The organism is Streptomyces sp. NBC_01450, assembly GCF_036227505.1.
Taxonomy (GTDB): Bacteria; Actinomycetota; Actinomycetes; order Streptomycetales; family Streptomycetaceae; genus Streptomyces.
The window spans coordinates 1,077,490-1,094,901 of record NZ_CP109480.1 but is presented as its reverse complement, the minus strand read 5'-3'; the positions used below and the strand labels follow the sequence as shown (position 1 = coordinate 1,094,901).

Sequence of the window (17,412 nt, the reverse complement as noted above, 5' to 3'; positions counted from 1 at the left end):
ACTGGAAAAGCCTCAGCATGAGCATCAACCTGCCCACCGAACTCACCTGGGTCTCCAACCTCGCGGTGGGCCAGCAATGGCCCAAGGGAGACGAGGACCGACTCAAGGCCCTGGGGCAGGCATGGGAGTCCGCCGCCAGCCGGATCGTCGCGATCCATCAGGAGCTCGGTCCGGCCGCCGGCGGGGTCCTGGAACATGTCGGTGGCTCGGTCGCGGACGACTTCAACGGGTTCGTCAACCAACTGCACCAGGCCGTGCCCGGTATCGCCGAGGGTGCCGGCCAGTACGCGGCCATGGGCAAGAACACGGCCGTGCAGATCGAGTACGCCAAGTACATGATCCTGCTGCAACTGGTGTGGCTCGCGGTGCAGATCGCCCAGTGGATCTTCTACGCGCCGGAGGTGGTTCCCGCCTTCATCGCCTCGGCCCGCCTCGCCGTCCAGCTCATTCTGCGCCGGTTGCTCGTGTCGGTGGCCGCCGGCGTCGTCATGAACGTCGGCATGAGCTCCCTGGTGCAGGGAATCCAGATACTCAAGGGCGACCGCGACCACTGGGACGTCGACCTCACGAAGGAGGCTGCGAAGTCCGGAGCCATCGGAGGCGCCATCGGCGGTGTCTTCTTCGGCGTCGGTGGGGTGATCGCGCCGAAGTTCGCCGGATCCCTGGTCGGCAAGGCGGCCCTCGGAGCGGGCACCGGTCTGACCACGACCGTCGTGACCGGCGACATCGGCGAGGGTGGCCTCGCCATCTCCTCGGGCCTGCTCGGTGCGCTGGGCGGCGGGGGCAAGTCCCGGATCGGTGGCGGCAAGGGCGGACCGTCGGTCGGCCCCATCGACATCAAGGTGCCGACCGGCGGGCTCCCGGACATCGGCAAGGAGGGGGCGCTCCAGGGCGTCGGCGGCGAGGGCCCCGTGGTCGTGCCGACGGAGATCAAGGCCCCTGATGTGGTGGGCCAGGGCGGTGCGGGTGCCACCGGGGGCTCCGTGACGGGCTCGGCCGACGGCGCGACCGTCCGGACCGGAACAGGCACCGGCCAGACGGGCGCCGGCGGCGCCGGGACCTTTGAGCCGGACACGACCGCGACCACCGCCGACACCGCGCCGCACGGCTCGGGCGCCGGACAGAACGGCTCGGCCGGGCTGGGCCTGGCGACATCGACCGGCGCCGCCCATGACACCGCCGCCGACCATGCCACGGGCGGAGCGGCAACCGGCGGAAACACGGCCACCGGCGCCGCGACGGGCTCCGGCGCGTCGTCGTCGGCCTCCGCCAACGGCACGGGAGCCGCCACGCGGGCAGGCACGGGTGCGCAGTCGTCCTCCGGATCCGGTGGGAGCACGGTGAAGGCGCAGGACTCGGGCGCTCACCCGGGCACCACCACGGTCGCCGGGGGAACGGGCTCGTCGGCAGGCACCCGGGTGGGCCCGAACGCCACCTCCGCCACGCACGCCGCGACCACCACGGCGACCTCGCCCCGGGCGACCGTGCTGCCGGGCTTCGAGACCAGGGCGACCGGTCCCTCGGCACAGGGGCAGCCGCACGCCGCGCAGGCGTCGCACTCCGACGGGGCCTCCAGCGCGTCGTCGGCGAACGGGAACGCCGCGTCCAATGCGGCCAACGCCGCCACCCGGCAGTCCGTGTCCGGGACGAGTGCCGCATCGGGTGACCCGGCGCGCGGAACCGGCTCGTCCGCCGCAGGTGACCCGGCGCGCGGCACGGCCGGTTCGTCCGCCGCCGCCTCCACCGCGACCGGGCCGACCCGCGCCGCCGAGACCGCCACCGGGACCGTGTCCCCGGCGAGCACCCGGCCGTCGCCCGAGACCGTCGGTACGACGTCGGGCGCCGCCGCTACGACGGGCGGTCGCTCGGAGAACTCCGCGACGTCGACTCCGCGTACCGCGGCGGAGCCCCAGCCGTCCTCGACGACGGCGACCTCGTCGGCCGCGCCGCGCGGCGCGGCCTCCCCCGGGTCCACTCCGGGCACCGTCACTCGGACCTCCCCGGTCGCCGACGGCACTGCCCGGCCGGCGCAGGACCGTCCGGCCGCGGCACCCGACGCAGGCCGGCCGGCCGCGCCGCGGGAAGAGCCGTCGGCCACCAAAGCGCCCCGCCCCGATGGCCGGAGCACCACTACCACGGGTGCGCCAGACTCCGCCCGGGCCGGTCAGGATGCCCGTGGGTCAGGGGATCGAACAGGGCGGGGCAGCGCTTCGGACCGAGATGCCGAGCGGTCCCATACGGCGTCGGGGTCGCCCTCGCCCAGAGCCCGTACCGAGGGCGACCGGCGGGCGCAAACCACCACTTCGGCCAGTACGTCCACCCCGTTCACCTGGCCCAGGGACTCGACCAGGGCGGAACCGGCTTGGCCGACTTCGGCGGCTCCAGGATCCGCCAAGCGCTTCGGCCCCCCTGCCGATGCCGCCACCGGAGTGCCGGTGCGGGCCGATACGCCCGCGCGGACCCGTGCCCGGGCGGACGTGTCCGCCGCGCGGCGGCACGAGCAGCCGGCCGAGGCGCGGCAGTGGCGCGACCGGCTGCCCGCCGGGGGCAGCCGGGTGCGCACAGAACGGTTCGATCCGAAGGTCAATCCCATCAATCCCGTCGATTCCGAGGGCAAGGTGTCGGGCACGTTGGCGGGACACCAGACCCTGATCCGTTCCGAGGTACGTCGGGTGCAGGCGGAGAACGGGACCTGGGTGCGTCATCACACGGTCTCGCTGCCGGTCCGGTTGGGTGAGGGCGCGCAAGCCGGGGACCGCGAGCATCTGCAGGCACTCGTGCAACAGGCACTGGACGAGCACGTGAACGACCGTTTCGCGTTGCCGCGTTCGGGTGACCAGCTGCACGTCGCGGTCGAGTTCCGCGATGCCCCCAAGGACTCGGAACAGGTCACCGTCAGCCGTGGTGATCACTCGAAACCGATGGACCAGCGGAACTGGACCCTGGATTCTCGCGAGCATGATTCGCGGTACGCGGCGAAACTGGTCCACGAGGTATTTCACTACCTCGGTGCCCGCGACGAAGAGCACGATACCGATTTCGTCTTCCGGCGGAGCAGGGAAAGCGCGGCGGTGCACGACGTCGGTCTGATGGCCGACGCAGACGACTTCACACCGATCCTGAACCGTCACCTGGCAGTCATCGAGGACACCACGGATGTCACCGCGATGGTGCGGGACCACCCGCTGACTGTCGACAGGACCGCTGTTCGGAACCCGGAGCCGGCCCCCGAGCCCCGCACGCATCCTGACGCGTCCGACGGCGACGATGAACGGTGGTCGGCCGCAAGGGCTCCGAGGGGGGGCGCTGCGCCCAACCCGGGCCGCATCAACACGCATGTGCCGTGGGACCCCCGTGCCGGGGCGCCCCAATCCGGCCAGCGGCCGGCGGGTTCGTCGGCGCATCAGTCGAGAGGCGGTTCGCCAGGGAGCGGCAACGGGACGGGCGGAGAGGGGACCGCACCGATGGCGGAAAGCCCCCGGACGATATCGCCTTCCGATAGTCCGACATGGGGGAGGCATGATCCTCTCTACAGTGAATTCGGGACGCCAAATCATCGGGGTGGCTGGTCGGACGCCGGCGGAATTCGACACTGGGATGCAGATGAGCTCTTCGCAGTACTCGAACGAAGACTGAACAGGATTGCAAAGCCGCACATTTTGTTCGATGTGAAGGAAATTGTAACGAAACACACGAGGAGGGAGTTCACCGTCCCGCAGATGCAGCGCATGAGTCGCGACTATGCCGTTTGGCGGCAAGTGAATGGGCTGCGTGGAAAATGGGGAAGCGATCCCAATCTGAAGCACGTGAACGAGCTTTATGAATTGTATAAAGAGCACGACCATATGCGCGTGATCTCCCTCGACGGGAGGATTAAGATATGGCTTGCGAATGGGGCCCCTCTCACTTCTCGTCCCGGCGCGAACGCCGTAGATCTGGTGCGCCTCATGGGCTTGGAGGTGAAACATGGCGGAGTGCGCGACCGGGCCGACTTCAATCCAGTCACCGCTCGGCGGCTGGATTCCGATCCGACGCACCTGGCCCACCAGTTCTCTACTCTGACTACAAGTGATGGAGCCGGGCGGCATTCGACCGTGATGCCGTTGCGTGGGGTGGTAGTGGGAAGGGTGGACGGTCCGCTGGTTTCCTGGCGCGAGGCGTATGGGAACAGTTCGGTTCGCCCTCCGCACTACGATGCGGTCAGCGCGCTGTTCCGTATGATGGACGCTGACAGGAATCCGCCTGATTTGCGGCAACTTCAAGAAGTACTGGCCAAGCCTGACCACCCCTACGTGATAGAAATGCAGCGGCACATTTTCAATCAGCATGGCTGGAAAATGACCGAGACGCAGGTGCGCCGTCTGAACCAGCAGTACATTGCCTGGCAGAAAATGAAGAAACTCCCCCAGGACTATGGTCACGACCGTGATGTGGCGACCATAGAAATGATATGGCGGGATCACGTGTCATATGGTGACCTTGCTTCGGGGTGGCCCACCAGGCATCCGGAACCGGGTGATATGTCGCCTCAGGCAATGGTGGATCGTTGGTTGCTGGATGGGAAGGCGAATAGATGGACGGAAAATCACGCTCGCGATTATTTCGACATTCTGAAGGATTTGGGGTACCCGACAGGTGTGCAGCGTAGACACACTGACGGCGGGCGGCAGGCAGAAATGGGATCACGGGGGCGGGCATCTCGGACCGACCCCGTGTTGGCGGACATGCTCACAAAGATCGAGAATCAGTTCGATCAGGACCAGCTCGCCCGTAGGTATTATTCGCATATTCCGCGTTTGTTTGAAACTACTCCACATCTGGCCAATGTGTTCAAGTCGACTCCGGAACTATTGCACGTGGTGCTGTTGAACCCCGAGATAGCGAATAACTACAAATTTGCAAGCGAGGACTACCTGCGCAGATATTCGATCCGGGGTTTCCTGGACGGCGAATTTACTGTGCGGAATGGCGAGGCGGCGCTGGCGAAATATCTGGATTACATGGGAGTTCCTCGCGACCGCCAGGAAAGTGGAGCGGTACGATACGGGATATATCCGTGGCTTCTCGAAGATGCCCAGAAGGCATGGATGCAGGTCGAGGCTAATCGGCAGATGCAATGGGCGGGAGCCGCTGAGAACCTAAGAAATTTTGACCAGGGCAACCCTGGTACTTGGAGATTCGAATCTACGGTGAAATATGAGTATGAGGGCATTAGTGGGAATGACAAGTTCTACGTAAAGGGCCATCTGGGGAGCCTCGCGCGTGAGGGACTGAAGGGGGTCGAGTTGCATAATCCTAGGGAAGCCAAGCTAGGAAACGGCCTCCACGTCTCTTTCTCGTTTGTTCTCACGGACAGCGGTATGGTCAGCCCGGTTGTCCATGATGTCAAATCCACGCCCAAGGACCTGTACAAGCCCCCCGGGCACAGCCTGGACCGCGGGATAGTCGACGCAATAAAGAAGCTCGGAATTCACGTCGGTCTCGCCCGCCGTGATCTGTATCATCACACGCAGTACGTGGATTTGCCGCCGGAAGAACTGAGGAGCATGAACTTCGCGACGTTCGTCAGAGATGCCGGGAACGGGTATAGAAGTTTCGATGAAGCCCTCATGGCTTACGAAAAGGGCATTGGCATTACATATTTTGATAAACGTTTCCAAATCGGGGCTCGCAGTGAATTCAGGTACATCTGGGAGCAAATGTATGGCGCTGGAAGTGCTGGCCGTCGATAGCATGTCCGGACCTCTGCCCGCTGTTCCGAGCGGCGGCAGGGTGCAGCCGATCAACGGCTGACGTGGCACGTCGGTCAGAACGGGCTCTTTGAATTTTCGTCCGGCGCTCGTTGGGCCAAGAGCGTTCCGCCGCGACGCGTGGTGCTGCGTCGGCGGACTGCACATGACGAGATGAACACGATCAGGCCCGCACCAGGAGGTGCACCTTCCCTCACGACGGTGTCCGCAGTCGGGGAGTGCTCAGCCGCTGCTGTCTTTTCCCGCTGCTTGACTTTTTATCGCAACCAACGAAGTGGCCGACGTGTTCGGCGAGTTGCTGACCGGTATCCCAACCCTCCAGACGAGAGATATCGACCATGAATGATGCCCTTGAGGAAAATCCCCTGATACAGCGTCGGACGGGACGCTTGGACCGCTACAACCGACGGGTCGTGCTGGCGAGCATCGCGGTGGCGGCGGGGTGCGCAGGCGGGGCGATGCTCTTCGCCTCCGGGCCGGGCCACATCCACAAACAACTGGTAGGCATCGAGGCCCCCGAACCGAAGGGTGTCACCCAGTTGACGGAGGTGGAGCCGCCGATGCCGACCCCCGAGTCCGGGCTTCTGAAAACCGGCGCGAAGGCATCGCGTACCGGGAAGCCGGGGTCCACGGAGAGCTCACTCGGCGGGCAGGACCCGACGGGTTCGTCGACGAAGGAGGCGTCGACGGGTTCGTCGACGAGGGGGACCTCGACGGGATCGACGACGAAGGCGCCGAACGTGGAAGACACGAAGGCGTCCACGTCCCCGAAGACGTCGCAGCCCGCACCGAGCGGTCCGGTCAAGGTCAGCGGCCAGATATCGTGCTCCTCCGGCAAGGCGGTCAAGGGAGTCTGGGTCGAGGCCGCCAAGGGCCGGGGCTGGTCTCCCTGGAAGGGCGTCGGTGACGGCTCCAACGCCGATTACTGGTACACCCTTCCCACCTCGGAGCACTACTCCCTCCACATCGGCTGCGGCGGCACCCCGTCCAGTTGGGCCGTGGCCGTGAAAACCCCCTCTGTCGGCGGCACCCACAACTCGTTCAACTGCTTCGACGTTCCAGGAGAGCCCGGATACGGTACGTGCCGGCCACGGTGACGCGAGTCCGTCACCGAGCGGGGCGGTATGCCGGTCCGGTCTCACGGCGGGTCGCAAGGGTTGGTGCCCTCTCGAAAGAGTTCAGCGCCAACCCCCAAGCGACGTATGAGCAGTTGCGCGCGGCGGGACCTCACCAAGGACCCCCGTGACCGGGAGGCGCTGCGCAGGGGAAAGATCCCCGCAACCAGGCGGCCGTGGGCAGCCCGGCCCGCACGGCCCGGCTGCCCACGTCGGCTGCCCGATCACCTGCCCAGGAAGTCGAGCAGGATCTTGGTGGCCGCGGCGGGCTGTTCCTCGTAGATCCAGTGGCCCGAGTTCGGCACCACCGCGCTGCTGACGTTGGTGGCGTACGTGCGGACCTGGTCGGGGACGAGGTCACCCAGGCTGTACTGGGCGCCTACGGCGAGGACCGGCATGGGGAGCTTGTTCTTGGCGTAGCCGGCGTCGTCGGCGACGTCCTGGTTCATGGTGCGGAACCACTTGAAGCTGGCGCTCAGGTGGGCGGGATCCTTCAGATAGGTGCCGTAGACCGAGGCGTCCTTGCGGCTGATGCCGCTCTTCTCGTGCTCCAGCATGTCGCTGAAGCCGGCGACCCACTGGGTCTCACGGCCGCGGACCGTCTGCTCGGGCAGGCCGTTGGTGACGTTGAAGAAGCCGAAGTTCCACAGGCCGGGGCCGTTCGGGGTCAGCGCGGGCCAGTTGAAGATGCTCTGGTCGGGGATCGGGGCCTCGCTCAGCACGAGCTTGGTCACGTCCTCGCGGTGGGCGGCGGCGTAGGAGTAGGCGACCATGGTGCCGATGTCATGGCCGACCAGGCGGACGTCCTTGTCCCGGTGCAGGCGTACCAGCAGCCCGTGGACGTCGTCGGCGAGGGTCTTCTTGTCGTAGCCGGTGGCGGGCGCGTCACTGCGGCCGGCGCCGCGCAGGTCGGGGGCGATGACGTAGTAGTGCTTGCTCAGTTCGGGCAGCACCTTGCGCCACTCGTACCAGGTCTGCGGGTACCCGTGCAGCAGGACCAGGGTCTTGCCGTGGCCGCCGGCGATGTAGTCGAGGTTGACGTCTCCGACCTTGGTCCGGTGCTCGGTGAATCCGGCCGGGACCTTCTCGCCGCCCGGGTCGGTGTGCCCAGCGGCGCTGCTCGACGCCGTGGTCGGCTTGGCCGTCGAGCCGTCCGCCGACGCGGGAAGCGTCGTGGTGACCAGGGCGGCGGCGACGGCGGTGGCCGCCAGAGCGGGAAGCAGGACCTTCTTCTTCATGATGTGACCTTGGTTCCTCAGTGAGGTCCGGGCCGGCACTCGGCCCGGACGTGACGCCGCTGTGCATGGACGAAGGTGGGAAAGGTGGGTGGGGGAGGGGACGGCAACAGTCAGGCGAGGGTGGCCGTGGTGCTGGGGCAGATGTTTTGCGAGGCGAGCCAGCCGAGGACGAATTCCGCGATCGTGGGCCAGCCGGCGTCCACGGTCAGCGAGTGGCCACGGTCGGCGAACTGCTTGAGGTCGGTGACCGCTGTCGAGTCGCCGTAGAGCTTGTACGCGGCGCGGGTCACGACGTCGGGGACGGTGTGGTCCTCCTGGCCGGAGACGAGGAGCAGCGGGCCGCGGTCGTTGTTGGCGGTGTCGATGTGGGCCGCGGAATGACGGCTGAAGTTGGCGAACGCCGCCTCGAAGAGGGGCCGCCCCGGCGAAGGAATGGTGTAGCGGTCGTAGAGGGCGTCCGACTCCTCGGCGGCGAGGGCGTTGCCGAAGCCGTAGCGGAACTGAGCCCGGGACAGGGAGACGGCGCGGTGCTTGTTGGCCGGGTTGTCCAGGACGGGGAAGGCGGACCGCAGCTGGGCGAAGGGCAGCGGCTTGACGCCCTTGATCTGTGCCGGGTCGATGGCCACGGCGGCCTGCCCGATGCCCTGGCCGAGCAGTTTCTGGACGATCAGCCCGCCGAACGAGTGACCGATGAGCACCGGAGGCTGGTCGAGAGAGGAGACGATCTCGGCGAAGTGCCGGGTGACGTCGTCGATACCGCGGTCGGCCACCGCCTCCGGGTGTTCCCGGGCCTCCTCCACCGTGTCAGGCTCACCGGGCCAGCCGGGGGCCAGTGTGCGGTAGCCGTGGGCGGTGAACAGCTCCTCCCAGGGCCTCCAGGAGGAGGCGTGCAGCCACAGACCGTGGATGAAGACGACGGGGGTGCGGTCGTCGGACATGGGAAGCTCCTTGAGGCGGTCTCTCTGCGCCGGTTGCGCTGAGCGATGTCTCTAGATTCGTCCGACAGTCGTGCCCTTCGGATCAGTCGAATTACTCGGCCGGGAACTCAATGCTCCCTCGGTGACTGCACCCGTGACTCACCCCATGACTGCCCGCCCGACATGGTACGACCCGCGTCCGGCACCATCACGGCTGCCGGACGCGGGCCGGGCCCCCTCACTCGGAGACGGTCTCCTCCTGGGGCAGGGCATCCCGCAGTGCCGCACGCGAGGTGATCCCGAGCTTGGGGAAGATCCGGTACAGGTGCGACCCCACCGTGCGCGGGGACAGGAACAGCTGCGTCCCGATCTCCTTGTTGCTCATGCCACTGGCCGCCAGCTCGGCGATCTGCCGCTCCTGGGCGGTCAGAGTGAGCGCGGCTTCGGTCGAGACCCGGCCCACGGCGCCCGTCGCGCCGATCTCCGCCCTGGCCCGCTCCGCCCAGGTCCGGGCGCCGATCCGCTCGAAGGTGGCTGCGGCGCGGGCCAGCGTCTGCCGTGCCGCGCGGGTCTGCCGGGAGCGGCGCAACCACATGCCGTGAGCCAGTTCGATCCGGGCGTGTTCGAAGGGGAAGGCCGGTGCGGCCGTATGCCCGACAGCCTCGTCGAACAGCGTGCCCGCGTCCTCGTCCTCCTCCGCGGTCATCGCCAGGGCACCCTGGGTGAGCAGGGACAGACGGGGAGAAACGGCGGGCAGTCCCAGATCCCGGGCGGCCAGCGCATGGCGGCGTGCCTCCCCGGTCCGGCCGGTGTGCAGGGCCGCCTCCACCAGGTCGAGCAGGGTCCGCAGGGCCTGTGCGGAGTACGGGGTGAAGCTGCCCGGTTCGGTGATGCCCGAAGCGTAGACATACGCGGACTCGTAGTCACCCTCGCTGAGCGCGGCGGCGGTGCCGATGGCCTCCGCGTACTGGGTCAAATTGCCGATACCGCGCGGCCGGGCCCAGGCGTCGGTCGCCGTCTGCAGCTCCCGGGCCCCCGCGCCGTCCCCGCGCCAGGCGGCCAGCAGACCCAGGAACCCGCGGAACTGGTGGGCGAACAACTCGTACCCGTGGGTCTGGGTGAGCTCCAGGCCACGGCGTCCGGTCTCCTCCGCCGCGTCCCAGGACCCGAGGGACATCTGGTCCAGCATGACCAGCTGGAGCAGCGTCATGTAGTTGGTGAAGGCCCCGCTGTCCTCCTCGCGGTCGACCACCCGGTGCAGGTACGAACGGAAGTCGCCGAGCGTGTCGACGAAGTATGCCGAGACACCGAGCCGCATCACCTCCCACGGCTCTGGATCGGTGGGCCGGGCGAAAGCCTCCTCGATGCGCTTGGCCAGCCCGGTGCCGCGCCGGGCGACGTCTCCCCAGGAGTCGCGGTGCACCACGGTCAGCGGGTCCAGATGCTCGGCGAAGGTGTCGATGGCTTCTTCCGTCCGCCGCCACAGCGCCGGATCGGCGGCGAACATGCTCGCCGAGAGGAGGACGTTGACCAGCCTGGACACCGTCTCCGGGGAGACATCGGCGGGCAGCGCGTCGAGCGCCGCGCCGGCCATGCGGTGTGCGGAGCGCACATCGCCGGTGCGGTAGAGCATCACGTAGGCGGAGGTGATCGCCGCCGCCGGCGCCTGGGAGCTCTGCGAGTTGCGGACGAACTCGTCACTCAGCCGCTGCGCCCGGTCCAGCAGCCCGGCCTGACTCGCGGTGAAGGCGGCTTCGGCCAGCCGTCTGGCCCGCTCCTCGGAGTGCTGGCTCAACTCCGCCGCGCGGGTCAGCCAGGTGACGGCCGTAGCCGCACCACCGCGCAGGGTCGCCGAAGCGGCCGCTTCCTCCAGTTCGGTCGCGACCGCCTCGTCCGGGTCGACCGTGGCCGCGGAGAGGTGGCGGGCCCGGCGCTCGATGTCGGACTGGTGCAGTTCGGCGAGGGCCAGGTGTGCTGCCCGGCGTTCGTTGGGCGTCGCCATCTGCACCAGCGCGGAGCGCACCAGCGGGTGACGGAAGGCGAACTCGTAGGTCTCGGCGTCGATGGTCACCAGGCCTTGGGCGAGTGCGCGTTCGACGTTCTCCATGCGATACCGGGCCGCTGTGACCCGGCGGGGTGCCGACGCCGTCTCGATGCCGTCGAGGGCGCCCCGCAGCAGTTCCCCGCGCTCGCTGGAGGGAAGGTCCTCGACCCGGCTGCGGTACATGCGCTCCAGGCGACGGGAGAGCGGAAGGGGCTGCGCGTTCGGCACGCCGCGGTAGGTGGCGTCGCCATCGATACCGGACGCGCTGCGTGGAAGTTCCACCAAGGCCAGCGGGTTGCCGCCCGCGGTGTCCAGTACGGCACGGCGGACCTCTGTGCTCAGCCCCGGGAAGCCGGCGTCCAGCAGCTCGCCGGCCGCCTGCTCCGACAGCGCGGTCAGCTCCATCTCCGGGAGTCCCACGTCGTCGAACGGCGACTCCATCTCCTCGCGCAGTCCGATCACGATCCGGACCACGTCCCCGGACAGGCGGCGGCTGATGAAGGAGAGCACCTGGGCGCTCGGCGCGTCGAACCAGTGCCCGTCGTCGATCATGATGAGCAGCGGCGTCTTGGAGGCGATCAGTGCCAGCAGATCCAGCACCGCGACACCCAGCGTCATCACCGACGGCACCGTGCCCGACTGCCGGCCGAACACCGTCTCGATGAGCGCGCGGTGATCGTCGTTCAGCTCGCCGGCCCGGGGCAGCAGCGGGTGCAGGACCTGGTGCAGACCGGCGAACGGCAACTCCGACTCGGTCTCGACCCCGATGGCTCGCACCACATGGTGTTCGCGCTGCGTGGCATACCGGGCCAGCTGGTCCAGGAGCACGCTCTTGCCCATGCCGGCCTCGCCCCGGAGCACCAGTGCCCGGCCGTCCCGCGCGTCCACGAACTCGGCCAGCGCGGATTGCTCCCGCTCGCGGCCTATGACTGCGCCTTCGTGTCTCATGAACTCCTCGTCTTCATGCCACTGCCGGTGTCACGAGGGCCAGGCGCGCTGACGGCATGAGACACAAGCGGAAGAGCGCCGATACTTCCCGGAAGCAGTCGATCACTAACGGGTCCGGCGGAATTTATGGACGCCTGGCCATCAGAACGAGCACTTCCGTACGTCCGAGGCGTGGCGAAGGATCCGAGTACGACGTTCCGCGGCCTTCGGCTGGACGCCCTCACCTGTGCTCTTGGCCACCCTGCGGACGGGCGGTTCGGAACCGTCCCATCGCGCGGTCTGTCGCCTGACCGGTCGCCGGTACCGCGACAGGCGACGCTCGCCCTGTCGCCGGCACACGTCGCCTGTCGCGGTACTGGAAAGGCCGGACGGCACGGCGGCCGAGGGGAGCGCGCTGCGGGAGCAGCGTGTTCTCGGCCGTCGCGCCGGACGGTCCGTATTCCTTGTTTCTCCTCGGCGTCGTCAGAGAGCCTTGAGGGACGCGGCGATGGCCTGGTCGGCCTCGGTGAGTCCGGCCTCGATCTGCTCGGGGGTCTGTCCGTTGACGGAGATGAACTCGACGTCGGTGATGCCGAGGAAGCCGAGGATGCCGCGCAGGTAGGGGGCATGGAAGTCCATAGGGGCGAACGCGGGGTTGCTGAAGTCGCTGCCGGAGGCGCGGGCGATGACGACCTTCTTGCCGCCGAGGAGGCCGCGGGGGCCGTTCTCGTCGTAGGCGAAGGTGCGGCCCGCCATGGCGATCTGGTCGATCCACGCCTTGAAGGTCGCGGGAACGTTGAAGTTGTACATCGGCACACCCAGCACCAGCACGTCGGCGGCCTCCACCTCGCTGATGAGCACGGAGGACGCGTCGACCGCGGCCCTGGTCTGCGGGGTGTGGTACTCGGCCGGGGCGAAGACGCCGGTGACCCAGTCCGCCGAGACGAAGTTCGGCGTGTTCACGGTCACGTCCCGGTAGGTCACGGTGCCCTCGGGGTTCTGCTGACGCCAGGCGTCGACATACCGGGCACTGATCCGCCGGCTGACGGAGTCGGCGGAGCGGGAGCTGGAGTCGATGTGGAGCAGGTGAGGCATGGTTCTCTTCCCAGGAGTTCAGGATTGACCGCTCCATAACCGGGATGTGGACATGGAGCGGTCGCAAGGGCATGAAGGTGTGATGAGTCACCCAGAGTGAACTTCGCGTGCCGTGATCCGGCCGACGGCGACATCCGGGTGGCCTAGGAGCGGGGCGGCATTGGTCCCGCCTCGATTTCTTCACTCTACCCGATAAAGTTCAACGATCAACCACTTGCCTTCAGTGCTGCGTAACCGGGACGGCCTGGAGCCTTGCCGGCCCTCGCGTCGGGCGCCCTCCCCGCGATGCCCACCCCGGCCGGGGCGGGACGCCCGGACGGCACTGTCGGGCCTCCTCAGCGCCCGGGAACGCGTCGGGGCCCCGCTACTCTCCGTGAAGAGCAGCAAGGGTCCGCTCAAATCGGGGAAGGGCATCGGGTGGATCTCGTCGATCGGTGCCGCCGGCTTGGAGGGCCGAACGGTGCGGTCCACCACTGCGTGGCAGGCTGAGTCGGTTTCTGCGCACCGGCACCCGCGCCGCCTCCACCACCCGCCGCGCCGGTCGGTTACCCTGTCTCGCCGCCGACATAGGCCGTGTCGCGGTCCGGCAGTTGAAGCGGACGGCTCCGTCCGTGACCTGTGACCCCCGAGCTCGGAGAACAGCGATGAGTAACCCGTTCGAGAAGTCCGATGCCCAGTATCTCGTCCTGGTCAACGACGAGTTGCAGTACTCGCTGTGGCCGGTCGATGGCGCCGTTCCCGCGGGGTGGTCCGTGACCCTCCCAGCGGCGCCTCGCCAGGTGTGCCTCGACTACATAGAGGAGCACTGGACCGACATGCGTCCCAAGAGCGTGGCCCAAGCGGAGTTCGCAGGCTGAGACGGCGCCTGTGCCCTGCCGAGGCCCGTACCGCGGTACGGGCGGGCCTCGGCAGTGACGGTCATATCTGCGGGTGCAGGTCGGCGACCACCGCGGCCATGCCCTCGACGGTCGGGGCGTCGAAGTAGGCGTGCAGCGGGACCTCGACTCCCAGCCGGTCCAGGATCCTGGCCGAGATCTGGGTCATTGTGATCGAGTGGCCGCCGAGGTCGAAGAGGTCCTCGGTGTCGCCCAGTTCGGGGATCCGCAGCACCTCGCACCAGATCTGCCGTACCGTCGCCAGGGCATTCCCGCTGTCTGCCGAGGGTAGGGCGACCGCCTCCGGCGGGGACGGCAGCGCCGATCGGTCGAGTTTGCCGTTCGGTGTGGCAGGCAGGGCGTCGAGGGCGACGAACGCCTCGGGCACCATGTACGCCGGCAACGACGCCGCCAGTGCGCGCCGTAGGTCGCCCGCGTCCACACCGCCGACGAAGTAGCCGGCCAGCCTGCCGTCTCGTACCGCGGCGGCTGCCTGGTTCACCCCGGGCACCGCGAGGAGCCGGGACTCGATCTCGCCGAGTTCGATCCGGTAGCCCCTGAGCTTGATCTGGTCGTCGACCCTGCCGAGGAACTCCAGACGTCCGTCGTCGCGACGGCGCACCTGGTCGCCGGTACGGTACATACGGCTGCCCGGCGCCCCGAACGGATCGGGCAGGAACCGCTCCTGGTCCAGCTCGGGCCTGCGGAGGTAGCCGCGGGCGAGACCGGCCCCCGCGATGTAGAGGCCGCCGGGAATGCCACGCGGTACGGGCGTCAGGCGCTCGTCGAGCACGTACACCCGGGTGTTCGCCAGCGGGTGGCCGATGGTCACCTGGTCGGCTTCGGGACCGATCTCGTCCGCCATCGACCAGACCGTCGTCTCGGTCGGCCCGTAGAGGTTGACGAGTCTGTCGACTTTCGGGCGCAGCCGCTGAGCGAGCGTCAGAGTGAGTGCCTCGCCCCCGGTGATCGCGGTGATCCCAGGCGCGTTGAAGTCGGCGTCCAAGAGCATCGACCAGCCGGTCGGGGTCGCCTGCATGTGGGTGACCTCATGCCGGGCGATCAGCTCGCGCAGCGCCGCTCCCTCACGCGTCTGGGTCTCGCTCGCCATGACGATCGTGCCGCCGGTCACCAGGGCGAGGTAGAGCTCCGGCACGGACATGTCGAACGCCGCCGATGCCGACGCCAACCAGCGGTGGCCCGGCCGGGCGTCGAGCAGGTCGCGCATGGCCAGCAGCAGGTTGACGAGCGAACCGTGCTCGATCTGTACGCCCTTGGGACGGCCGGTCGAACCGGAGGTGTAGATCACATAGGCCAGGTCGCTCGGCACGGCCGCCGGTGACGCGGTGGCCGTCTCGTCCGGCTCGCCGGTGTCCTCGGTGACGGCTGAGAGCTCGGCGTCTCCCAACTCCAGTACGGCGCAGGAGTCGCCGGTGATGAAGTCGAGCCGTTCCGCCGGGTACTCCGGGTCGAGCGGAACGTACGCCGCACCCGCCTTCAGGACTCCGAGCAGGCCGACCAGGAGCCGCTCCGTTCGGCTCGCCCGCACCGCGACGAGCGCTCCCGAACCGATGCCCCTGCCGCGCAACCGGCCCGCGAGCCGCTCCGCGGCGGCGTCCAGCTGCGCGTATGTGAGCTGCCGGTCCGCGTGGATGACGGCGACGGCGTCAGGAGTGCGAGCGGCCTGTTCCGCGAACAGCTGCGGGACGGTCTGTCGGGGAAGGTCGACGGCCGTGCCACTCCCGTCGACGAGCAGGCTGTCGCTCTCTTCCCGGCCCAGCAGGGGAAGTTCGGCCAGCGCGGTCCCGGGCGCGCTCGCGATGTGGGTGAGTACGGACAGCCAGTGCCGGCGCATGCTCTGGATGTTGCGTCGTGTGACCGACTCCGGCGAGTACTGGAGTACCGCGTCGAGCCCGTCAGGGCCGTCGAGCAGGGCGATGTGCAGGGTGTGGCGGACGGTGCGTTCCAGCGAGCGCCGGTCCACCGTGGCCTCGGCCCCGGGAAAGTGCGGGGCGGTGGCCCCTCGGTGATAGGTCAGATGGACCGGCACGAGTGCCAGGCCCGGTTTCACGCCTGCGTTGATACGTCCCAGGGGGACGTCGCGGACCCGGTGGAGCTCTCGCAGCCCGGACCTGATCAGGCGGACGAAGTCCGAGAACGGCATGTCGCCATGAGGGGAGGAGGAGAAGGGCAGTTCGTTGACGTGGGCACCGATACGTTCGTGCTGGTCCGGGGTACGCGTGTCGATGTCGAGCGCGGTGACCGGTGCGGCGTTGCCATAGCGGAACAGTACGGCGTGCACGGACGCGACAAGCAATTCGTACGGGGACACGCTGATCCGGTCCGCCACGTCGGTCAGTTGCTTCCGCAGTTCCGCGGGTACCCGGAACTCAATCGACTCGCCGGGCCGCGCTCCCCACGCGGTCCGGTCGAGACCGGGAAGCACCAACTCGTCGTCGAACGGGTTCTCCGTCCAGTACCGCTGCGCCAGAGGCAACGCGGCGGCGATCCGCTCCTCCTCGCCGTCTGCCTGTTCCACCATCGAGAGTGCGGGCAGTTCAGGTTTCCGATCTTCGACCTCCGCGCGGTAGAAGGCCGCCAGATGGGCCACGAACAACTCCACGGACCGCCTGTCGAAGACCAGTTGGTGGAAGACGACCAGTAGACGGTGCTCGCGTGGTCCGATCCTCTGCAGCACCAGGCGGCCCAGCGGCCCCCGGGCCGGATCGAACGGGGCGAGAAGATGCCTTTGTGTGGCTTGCGAACTCTCGTCCTCGACCATCAGCCGGGGGCGGGCCGAGGCGGGGACCAGAAAGGGCGCTCCGGCCCGGTCCTCGAAGGCTCCGCTGAGGCCCTGGTGCCTGCTCAGTACGGCGTCGCACGCGCGGTCCAGTGCCGCAACGTCCACGTCGCCGTGGAAGTGCACGGCGAACGGCAGGTGGTGCGCGGCACCGCAGTCCTCCAGCAACTCGTTGAACCAGACAGCGCTCTGCGCGGCGGAGGCGGGGCGCGGATCCGGTCGACTCTGGATCGAGACATGCGGGCGGGCAGGAGCATCGGGCATCGAAAAGATCCTGTCACCATCGTGGGAGGTCCCGGTGGGAAGCGTTCCCGGGGACTGCGGCTGGGTGCGACCCCGAGCCGACGGAGAGCTCAATCTGCCTGATCACCGCCGCATCGTGCAATCTTCCGCTTCGCCCCTGGGCTGTGCCGACCGCGACAACCCCTTCGGTCACCAGCGTCCGATGAAGGACCGCACTCTCCGGTCACCGCACCTCCTGCCTGGAAGTCCCAAGGCCTCTGTACTTTTGGGCACCTTCGTTCGCTGAACGATTGCCTGAATATCGACGGTCGGCCAATGATCGCGGTCAAGCAGTCCGGAACGTCGTAACCCGAGGGGTTCGCGTTCAGGGATCTGTGGGTCCGATCACAACTGAGGAGGCGGTCAGCA

9 protein-coding genes are annotated in these 17,412 nt (G+C 68.1%); 3 read left to right on the top strand and 6 right to left on the bottom strand.

The features are described from left to right. Window positions 1-17 precede the first annotated feature (17 nt). Complete coding sequence (locus tag OG568_RS04935) at window positions 18-5,732, top strand: WXG100-like domain-containing protein (RefSeq protein ID WP_329530454.1); 5,715 nt, start codon at window positions 18-20, stop codon at window positions 5,730-5,732. Window positions 5,733-6,147: 415 nt separating this feature from the next. Here the strand turns inward: OG568_RS04935 and OG568_RS04930 are convergent, their stop codons facing one another. Continuing rightward, complete coding sequence (locus OG568_RS04930; RefSeq protein ID WP_329530453.1) at window positions 6,148-6,501, bottom strand: hypothetical protein; 354 nt, start codon at window positions 6,499-6,501, stop codon at window positions 6,148-6,150. Between OG568_RS04930 and OG568_RS04925 the strand changes: the two genes are divergently transcribed. Next, entirely contained in the window at window positions 6,491-6,847 is a 357-nt protein-coding gene (locus OG568_RS04925; RefSeq protein ID WP_329530452.1) for a hypothetical protein, read from the top strand. The two genes, OG568_RS04930 and OG568_RS04925, sit on opposite strands and share 11 nt — an antisense overlap. Before the next feature lie 242 nt (window positions 6,848-7,089). On the opposite strand, the gene OG568_RS04920 is transcribed toward OG568_RS04925, so the two are convergent. The 4 genes from OG568_RS04920 to OG568_RS04905 form a co-directional block, all read right to left on the bottom strand. Next, the gene (locus OG568_RS04920) at window positions 7,090-8,103 is read right to left on the bottom strand and encodes an alpha/beta fold hydrolase (protein WP_329530451.1); all 1,014 of its coding nucleotides are present in this window, start codon (window positions 8,101-8,103) and stop codon (window positions 7,090-7,092) included. A 110-nt stretch (window positions 8,104-8,213) separates the two neighbouring features. Continuing rightward, window positions 8,214-9,041 (bottom strand): alpha/beta hydrolase, encoded by an 828-nt coding sequence (locus OG568_RS04915; RefSeq protein WP_329530450.1) that lies wholly within the window; start codon window positions 9,039-9,041, stop codon window positions 8,214-8,216. Between the two features lie 217 nt (window positions 9,042-9,258). Then, on the bottom strand, window positions 9,259-12,012 hold the full coding sequence (locus OG568_RS04910) for a helix-turn-helix transcriptional regulator (RefSeq protein WP_329530449.1): 2,754 nt from the start codon (window positions 12,010-12,012) through the stop codon (window positions 9,259-9,261). A 462-nt stretch (window positions 12,013-12,474) separates the two neighbouring features. Further along, window positions 12,475-13,086, bottom strand: a complete 612-nt coding sequence (locus OG568_RS04905) for an FMN-dependent NADH-azoreductase (protein WP_329530448.1) — start codon at window positions 13,084-13,086, stop codon at window positions 12,475-12,477. Window positions 13,087-13,730: 644 nt separating this feature from the next. On the opposite strand from OG568_RS04905, the gene OG568_RS04900 reads away from it, so the two are divergent. Continuing rightward, complete coding sequence (locus tag OG568_RS04900) at window positions 13,731-13,943, top strand: MbtH family protein (RefSeq protein WP_329530447.1); 213 nt, start codon at window positions 13,731-13,733, stop codon at window positions 13,941-13,943. Between the two features lie 61 nt (window positions 13,944-14,004). Here OG568_RS04900 and OG568_RS04895 read toward each other — a convergent pair whose 3' ends face one another. Further along, a complete protein-coding gene (locus OG568_RS04895) occupies window positions 14,005-17,025 on the bottom strand; it encodes a non-ribosomal peptide synthetase (protein WP_329530446.1) in 3,021 nt (1,006 codons plus the stop codon). Between the last annotated feature and the right edge of the window lie 387 nt (window positions 17,026-17,412).

Coding starts and splice junctions, on each gene's coding strand:
- OG568_RS04920 (WP_329530451.1), bottom strand. CDS start 8,103: ATGAAGAAGAAGGTCCTGCTTCCCGCTCTGGCGGCCACCGCCGTCGCC.
- OG568_RS04900 (WP_329530447.1), top strand. CDS start 13,731: ATGAGTAACCCGTTCGAGAAGTCCGATGCCCAGTATCTCGTCCTGGTC.
- OG568_RS04910 (WP_329530449.1), bottom strand. CDS start 12,012: ATGAGACACGAAGGCGCAGTCATAGGCCGCGAGCGGGAGCAATCCGCG.
- OG568_RS04935 (WP_329530454.1), top strand. CDS start 18: ATGAGCATCAACCTGCCCACCGAACTCACCTGGGTCTCCAACCTCGCG.
- OG568_RS04895 (WP_329530446.1), bottom strand. CDS start 17,025: ATGCCCGATGCTCCTGCCCGCCCGCATGTCTCGATCCAGAGTCGACCG.
- OG568_RS04915 (WP_329530450.1), bottom strand. CDS start 9,041: ATGTCCGACGACCGCACCCCCGTCGTCTTCATCCACGGTCTGTGGCTG.
- OG568_RS04905 (WP_329530448.1), bottom strand. CDS start 13,086: ATGCCTCACCTGCTCCACATCGACTCCAGCTCCCGCTCCGCCGACTCC.